Genomic DNA, 6678 nt, shown 5'->3' with positions numbered 1-6678 from the left:
GTCATTTAAAATTATAGCTCAGTATGTAGCTTTATTAGCTACTGGCCCTATATGTGCACCAAACAAAGAGCTGACGGAAGGTCATTCGGATCAACGTCTAATTGAGTCTTCATGCAAAATCGCCGATTAAAGTCGTGTAATTTCCCTTGCGTCCTTCTTAAATCTCCGCATTTGTTCCTTCTAGACGATGCTGAGCCCAGTTTTTGCGTTTGGTTGCTGCCATAACACAAGCGATCCACTCTCATCTATCCCATGTCATCGGCCAATGAAATGGAATGTAAATTGATATCCTGCGGTCAAGTTCTGTGTTGAGCTAGCTTTCAAATGTTTTTTCTTCGCATTTTGGTTGTATGCTTCGGCTCAGTAGTAACTATGATGCATAACGGGTCAGGCGCGCGCAATAACACAGCACTAAAACCGAAAAGAACACGAAAGGCGGTGCGTTTTTGTGCTTCGTATGGTACCGATGGTTGGACGAAGCCGCTAACGCGGAGAAAAGAACCGTCGCTTGATTGACGTTAAAATGTAACCTCACGTCCTCATAAGAGGGGATATTCCACGACGAATCATGAGGTTGCTTGGCTATGACAGCATCATCCGTGTTCGTTTTCAAGTAAAACTATCAAACTCATCTCAAACACCTGAAACTCAAGGGGTTTCAGCCGAAGACGACGGTCGAGGCTTATTCCCGTGCTATTCGGCGCATCGGCGCGTATTTCGATGAGCAAATTTATGACTTCTTCGAAGCTCAATTGCTCGAGTATTTTTCCGATTTGTTGACAATCCACTCCTGGAGCGCCGTGAAACTCGATCTCTACGGGCTCAAGTTCTAATATCAGCAGGTACTGTGCAAACCATGGCTGCATTTGCATTTGATTAAGCCGTCGAAGTGACAGAGATTGCTGGGTATCGTCACGGTTACAGAGGCCCAGCGATTATTTATGGCGACCCGTTCGGTGAGAGTTACCGGGTGTTCTTTTTCACGCTCTATAACCCATGCGCAAAGGAAAGGGAAGAAGCCGGAAGAGTTTACATTTCTCGGTTTTACCCACAACTTCGGGAAGACCACGCGGGGAGACTTCAAGGTCAAGCGACGCACCGCGCGCAAGAAATTCGGCGCGGGCTTGAAGACCTTCGACGAATGGGCGAGCAAGGCGCGACACAAGCAGACCTTGGGCGAAATGCTACGCTGCGACAAGGCGCGGGTGGTAGCCGGCCACCTGAACTATTATGCATCGCGGATAACGCAACCCGGTGCAGCGACTTTGTCTATCGTGCAACACACATTCTGTACAAACGACTCAACCGCAAGAGCCAGTGCAAGGCTTACCACTGTGACCGGTTAAACCAGGCTTTAAATAGCATTGGCTGGCCGCGTGGACACATCCGCATAGACCTGAATCCCTTTCGAAGGGCGGAGGCTTGCTGAATGACTGATCAAGGAGCCGGATGTGGGAAAGCCGCTTGTCCGGTTCTGAGAGGGGGGCGGGTATCAACCTGCGTCATGGGTGAAATATTGTGGCACCGTCGGGAAACCAGGCGGCAAAAGGAGAAAACCAACATCACTCTACCGCGCTGGGAGTGCCTGTCCTACTCGAAACCGCGCTTCTTAAAACATGATTATCCTGGAGAATTACCATAACGACCAATTCCCGGTAGACATAACATAAAAGGCCAGCAACGTATTCGTCGTCATATGAGCAGTTATAGCATCGGAAATAGACTTTCTATGGTACAAGGCCAAAGCGAATCCCATTCCGGCAATTGTGCCGGCAAGCCATTCACCGTGCAATGCGCCGAATAAGATCGAAGATCCCAGAAAGGAAAGCCAAGTAAATTTAATCGTCTTCAATTCCGTAAAGTTTATATCGGATAGTTTATTGATTAAGTAACCTCGAAAAACGAGCTCTTCGATGATCGGTACTGTAATCGTGGCGCCGATGAAACGAAACAGCAACCAACTGCTAACTAACAGCGGAGGCGCCTCGAACAATGAATCCATAAGTTTTTGATTATCTTGTTCAGAGACATCAACCAAGATCAGCCAAATCACAAAAACGCTAAAACCAATTAATAGCGAGTGTAGCGTAATATTTTTAAATATCGGACGATATTGCTTACGGAAATACCAAATTACTGAAAGCGAAACGATTACCCTTATGGGATAAAGCCAATTAAAATCTACCGTAAAAGCCGAGGTTAATATTATTGATGAAAGTAGAGCGACGAAAGGCAACAATAGCGCTGGTACCGGCGAATGGTTGGATTCGTGGCTGAATTCAACAGCGTGCGATTCAACAAGGAAATATTTTGATCGTTGGCAGATCGAAACCATCCCCCCACTAATCAAAACAAATGCGATCCAACCGGCATTCGAATGAAACCCGCCGGCAGCTATTTCCTCTGAAAAAGAAGATCCAATGGCGATCAGCGCCACAATCCTGAAAACATTCAAAACCCATATTGTGATAACCCCAATTGGAAACAGAATATAGACATTCGGAAACAACAGGGTTCTGCGATAAGCAATTATGTACAAAAATAAAAATACGATAATGAGTCCAATGCCTTCGTATCCCGAGCATTGCGGTGAAATCTGCACCTCAAAACCAGGTGTTCCCAATATTTTATGAACCGGTTGAATAACGACCTCTGGATAAAAAACGCCCAATAAATAACCTGAAACATTAAAGGTCAACTCGGTAAGGGGCTGCCAGTCTAATTCCGACATTTCTCCAGCAAACCAAGAAAGGACGCCTGTCAAAACAGCGAGGGAAACCAGAGCTATCTCTTGCGAGATCAATCGCGTCCAACATTTCGCTGGTGCGATGGTAAAAAACAGGCAAACAACCGATCCTATCCCTATTAAAAACCAACTTACAGCTACCAAGTTGACCGTAATAGCCTCATGAGAATTTTCGAACTCGACGCCTTGAAATAACGCCGATGTGATATAGATAAAGGACATAATGAAAATACCATGGGCCGCCAACCATTTCTGCCACCATGGATAATCATTGTAATCAAGTAAAAAATGCGAAATAGCCTGAAACCTTGGCCAGCCAAAAACGGCAAAACCTCCTGCAACCGCAACGAAAAATCTGATCAATTCACCGGCATAACCGATTAAACCCAAAAACAAGTTATGTGTTTTCTCTAAAGATTGCGAATCGAAGCTAATTGATAAAACAAGAGCTTCCAGGCATAAAAACACTAGAAAAAAACTGCGGCTGACGACTGATTGCATCGCTTAAAAGGATAGAAAGAAAACCTGTTTCAAAAGGCGGAAAGTCGAGAAATCAAATTGCCATGACGGCAAATTGAAACGGGGCAAGTTTAAAGTACCCTTGCCCCGTTATTCGCTATTTGCGGCGACGTTCGGAAATAAGAGCAGCGACCGCGGTCGCCAATCCCAATCCTAAAGCTGCGATGCTGGAGTCCATTTCAGGTGCAGCAATAGCAGCAGTTGCGCTATTCATTCCGATAAATACGATTGCTGAGCCAAGATATAATTTAGTTACTGTTTTCATGACTATACTCCTTACACAATTAAAGGTTTTGTTCACTAGTTTAAGACTTGTAAAAACGATTTCAGTAAAATCGTATTTACAAGCTTAATAGCATCCGCAAATTGTAGGCCAATATTAATATCCAACTGAATAATAAAGAGTTATTTAATAGCCCTCAGTTAATCGATTATGGTATTGTAAAATTTTCTGACATCAAAGATAACTTTCGATAAACCAAATTCCCTTTATACTCGTTGCTACCTAATGCCGATATAGAATTGAATTAAGGGGTCAGAGCCTGAGGTATCCCCGTAAAATAGTCATATAAAACAATTTGCTATGGCTAAAAATTGATCGAAAAGTTGGTTTCTCGGGTCTAATTGCTGAAATTCATAATCTTTCAGCTTCGCCGGGGAGGTCCTATGTTAACTACCCCCTGTGTCAGGATAGTTGTCGTCGGCGGTTTCGGCGATTTCAAGGGCTTTCGCTTTGGCCTGCTCGAGTTTGGGTTCTAAGTCGTCGATTGCTTCGCGGATGTCATCGAGTGTTTCTTGCGATTCTTCCTTGGCTTTGTTTTTCAATTTGGTTAATTTGGCTTGTTGTTCGTCGATCGTGGATTGGATTTTATTCAATAGTTCGTCTTTAGTCATTGCCGTCGTTCCCAAGAGTAGTTTTCAAGTGAATTGAGTCCTTTCGAACGATCCGATAACGTCAGGATTTGCGGCCGAACAATTTGCCGAATGAATCGATGGCGCCGGAGACGCCGCCGACGCTATTCAACAACTGCTCTCCAAGATCGGCAAGCGTGCCGTTTGGAGAAGCCTTGTCGATGACGTTGGGTACTGCTTCCTGCAGTCCGTTCAACGCCGTAGATTCGCTGATGCCCAGTTGTTTGGCGAATGCGGCGATTTTGTCGTGGCCGAATATTTGTTCCAACTGGTTTCCGGAAACCGGAGCGTTCTGGCCTTTGCCTAGCCACGAGGACGCGAGCTGCATTAAATCTTGGCTGCCACCGTTCTGCATGCTGGAAATAATAGAAGCCAGGTTCGGTTGACCTTGTTTATTGCCGAATAATTTCGTCAACGCCCCGACGATTTCGGAGGTTTCTACTTTTCCGTCACGATCCGTGTCCAATTGCTCCTTGAATATTTGTGCACTGCTTTGAAGTAAGTAATTGATGTCCATGACGACACCACCTCGGGTTAAAGGTTTTTGGGGATTCGGATTTTCTGGCCGGTATAAATTTTATCCGGGTCTTTGATGACTTCTCGGTTGGCCTCGAATATTTTTTGATATTTCGAGCCGTTGCCGTAGGCTTTCTCGGCGATTTTCCAAAGCGTATCGCCTTTTTCGATCGTGTAATACTGATCGTCTCCGGCGACCGTGCTGCCATCCGCGATCGTCACTCCTGCGGCATCGATGGCTTCGATGCCTTGCACATTCCCAGCGATCAACACGGCTTTTTCCAGTGCTTCGGCCGAGCTTGCCTTACCGCTCAGAATCGCGCGCCCGTCTTCGACTTGAACCTGTAGGTTTTCGACGCCAGGATTGTCTTCTTCGATCAGTTTTTGTATCGCGGCAGGCGCCTCGGTTTCGGAGCCGAACAGTTTTTTGCCCATATTCATTGCAAAATTGAATAAGCCCATGATTTAGCCTCTTTTTTGTTATGGAAATGTGGTTTGCTTACGGAACATACCCCTGAACTTGCCAGTGGTCAACTGATTTCGGGCGTACAAAAAAATCAAGGCAGACTTTGCATTTAACATTTGGACCTTGTTGATCTAACCGACCAAGGAAAATTACTTGTGGTATCGCATGACGACAGAGGAGATACAATTCTAATCATAACGCCAAGATTAGCCACGCTAGCGGGTTTGTCCGCTACTCTGTTTGGCGCTTGTTGCAAGATAATCGCCGGAAGTAATACAAATGAGACCCTCGATCGGGCGGTTATAGAGATAAACCCAAGCGTTCAGTATTTGGCCTTGACCAAACATGACCGGTTCTATGGACCTCGCATATTCGTGGGGTCGAGAGTCGCCGATGGAGCACTGCTCGTAGCGGTCGAGTGTGGTTAAGATCATTTTCGGATGATCGGTTCGGTAGATATCGCCTAGCACTCGGTCACTGGCTTTGTTGGATTTTACGACCCCCGGATATTTCCCAAGATTAAATAATTTTCCCTGAAAATATCCAGGGCCAATCCAGTCGGCGCGTTGATTTAGCCAACGCGACATGGGGTGTCCGTGATTTTTTCTCAAGGTTCCGTACACGAATAGATAGTGTGTTTGGCGTTTTTTAAGTAGTTTCACTTTTTGTTGTCGTTCGAATAATACATTTTGTCGACGGCGTCCTTAAACCAGCGATGCAGGAGCAATTACCGAGGAGTAGAAATCGACACCTAAGACCCCGTTACCTCCTTAGGTACTACCGAAATTTGAAGTGCGAAGGGTGCAAAAACGAAGGTCTACTTTTGAAAATGGTGAGTAGGGCAGTGATCGTTACGTAAGCTAATAATCGGCCAATTCGATTGTTCCGCATAGGCTTTGAGTTTTTCGTCGGGGTCGACCGCAACCGGGTTTTGCACTCGATTTAACAAAGGCAAGTCGTTGTGCGAATCGCTGTAAAACCAACTGTTTGCAAGGGTTTCTCCCGAGGATGTTAGCCAGTCTTCCAGCAAAGTGACCTTGCCGGCTTGGAAGCAAGGCGTGCCGCTGAAATTGCCGGTATATCGCCCGTCGATGAATTCCGGGGTTGTTGCCAACAAGTGTTCGATACCGTATAGCTTGACGATAGGTTCTGTGACGAAGCGATTGGTTGCGGTAATCACCATCAAGGTATCGCCTTTGGTTTTATGTTTGTCGATCAAGGCTTGGGCCGGTTTGAGCATTAACGGTTTGATGATTTCTTCGATAAATTGTTCGCGCCATTCAAACAGTTGCCTAGGGGTATGCTCAGATAAGGGTTTTAATGAAAAGTTAAGAAATTCCCCAATATCCAGACTGCCTTGTTTGTAATCGTCATAAAATTTGGCATTGGCCGCTTCATATTGGGCTTTGTCGACAATGCCTCGGTCGACTAAAAATTGCCCCCATAAAAAATCGCTGTCATCGGCGATTAAGGTGTTATCTAAATCGAAGATCGCTAAACTCACTGCTGTAACCTATTG

At 45.6% G+C, this 6678-nt stretch carries 9 protein-coding genes; 1 reads left to right on the top strand and 8 read right to left on the bottom strand.

The window, feature by feature from the left end; genetic code table 11:
* Positions 1 to 593 precede the first annotated feature (593 nt).
* Positions 594 to 866 (bottom strand): hypothetical protein, encoded by a 273-nt coding sequence (locus ACRJJO_RS11425; RefSeq protein WP_431065865.1) that lies wholly within the window; start codon positions 864 to 866, stop codon positions 594 to 596.
* 90 nt (positions 867 to 956) lie between these two features.
* On the opposite strand from ACRJJO_RS11425, the gene ACRJJO_RS11420 reads away from it, so the two are divergent.
* Positions 957 to 1346: a hypothetical protein gene (locus ACRJJO_RS11420; RefSeq protein WP_431065864.1), complete on the top strand. Its 390-nt coding sequence runs from the start codon at positions 957 to 959 to the stop codon at positions 1344 to 1346.
* Between the two features lie 287 nt (positions 1347 to 1633).
* Here the strand turns inward: ACRJJO_RS11420 and xrtE are convergent, their stop codons facing one another.
* The 7 genes from xrtE to ACRJJO_RS11385 all read right to left on the bottom strand — a co-directional run bounded on the left by xrtE (position 1634) and on the right by ACRJJO_RS11385 (position 6663).
* Entirely contained in the window at positions 1634 to 3247 is a 1614-nt protein-coding gene (gene xrtE, locus ACRJJO_RS11415; protein WP_431065863.1) for an exosortase E/protease, VPEID-CTERM system, read from the bottom strand.
* A gap of 115 nt (positions 3248 to 3362) precedes the next feature.
* Positions 3363 to 3530, bottom strand: coding sequence for a hypothetical protein (locus ACRJJO_RS11410; RefSeq protein ID WP_404361117.1), 168 nt, complete (start codon positions 3528 to 3530; stop codon positions 3363 to 3365).
* Between the two features lie 404 nt (positions 3531 to 3934).
* Positions 3935 to 4159, bottom strand: coding sequence for a hypothetical protein (locus ACRJJO_RS11405; protein ID WP_431065862.1), 225 nt, complete (start codon positions 4157 to 4159; stop codon positions 3935 to 3937).
* A 61-nt stretch (positions 4160 to 4220) separates the two neighbouring features.
* Positions 4221 to 4694 carry a YidB family protein gene (locus tag ACRJJO_RS11400; protein ID WP_431065861.1) on the bottom strand — a complete coding sequence of 158 codons (474 nt, stop codon included), beginning with the start codon at positions 4692 to 4694 and terminating at the stop codon, positions 4221 to 4223.
* A 17-nt stretch (positions 4695 to 4711) separates the two neighbouring features.
* Positions 4712 to 5155 (bottom strand): peptidoglycan-binding protein LysM, encoded by a 444-nt coding sequence (lysM, locus tag ACRJJO_RS11395; protein ID WP_431065860.1) that lies wholly within the window; start codon positions 5153 to 5155, stop codon positions 4712 to 4714.
* 219 nt (positions 5156 to 5374) lie between these two features.
* Positions 5375 to 5821, bottom strand: coding sequence for a gamma-glutamylcyclotransferase family protein (locus ACRJJO_RS11390; protein ID WP_431065859.1), 447 nt, complete (start codon positions 5819 to 5821; stop codon positions 5375 to 5377).
* Positions 5822 to 5976: 155 nt separating this feature from the next.
* Positions 5977 to 6663, bottom strand: coding sequence for an HAD family hydrolase (locus ACRJJO_RS11385; RefSeq protein WP_431065858.1), 687 nt, complete (start codon positions 6661 to 6663; stop codon positions 5977 to 5979).
* Between the last annotated feature and the right edge of the window lie 15 nt (positions 6664 to 6678).

Source organism: Methylotuvimicrobium sp., from assembly GCF_050611805.1.
Lineage (GTDB): Bacteria > Pseudomonadota > Gammaproteobacteria > Methylococcales > Methylomonadaceae > Methylotuvimicrobium.
This window is presented reverse-complemented; position numbering and strand designations above follow the sequence as displayed.

What these genes read in the sequence shown, in the direction of transcription:
- ACRJJO_RS11425 (WP_431065865.1), bottom strand. Translation starts at nt 866, where the DNA reads ATGCAGCCATGGTTTGCACAGTACCTGCTGATATTAGAACTTGAGCCC.
- xrtE (WP_431065863.1), bottom strand. Translation starts at nt 3,247, where the DNA reads ATGCAATCAGTCGTCAGCCGCAGTTTTTTTCTAGTGTTTTTATGCCTG.
- ACRJJO_RS11410 (WP_404361117.1), bottom strand. Translation starts at nt 3,530, where the DNA reads ATGAAAACAGTAACTAAATTATATCTTGGCTCAGCAATCGTATTTATC.
- ACRJJO_RS11405 (WP_431065862.1), bottom strand. Translation starts at nt 4,159, where the DNA reads ATGACTAAAGACGAACTATTGAATAAAATCCAATCCACGATCGACGAA.
- ACRJJO_RS11400 (WP_431065861.1), bottom strand. Translation starts at nt 4,694, where the DNA reads ATGGACATCAATTACTTACTTCAAAGCAGTGCACAAATATTCAAGGAG.
- lysM (WP_431065860.1), bottom strand. Translation starts at nt 5,155, where the DNA reads ATGGGCTTATTCAATTTTGCAATGAATATGGGCAAAAAACTGTTCGGC.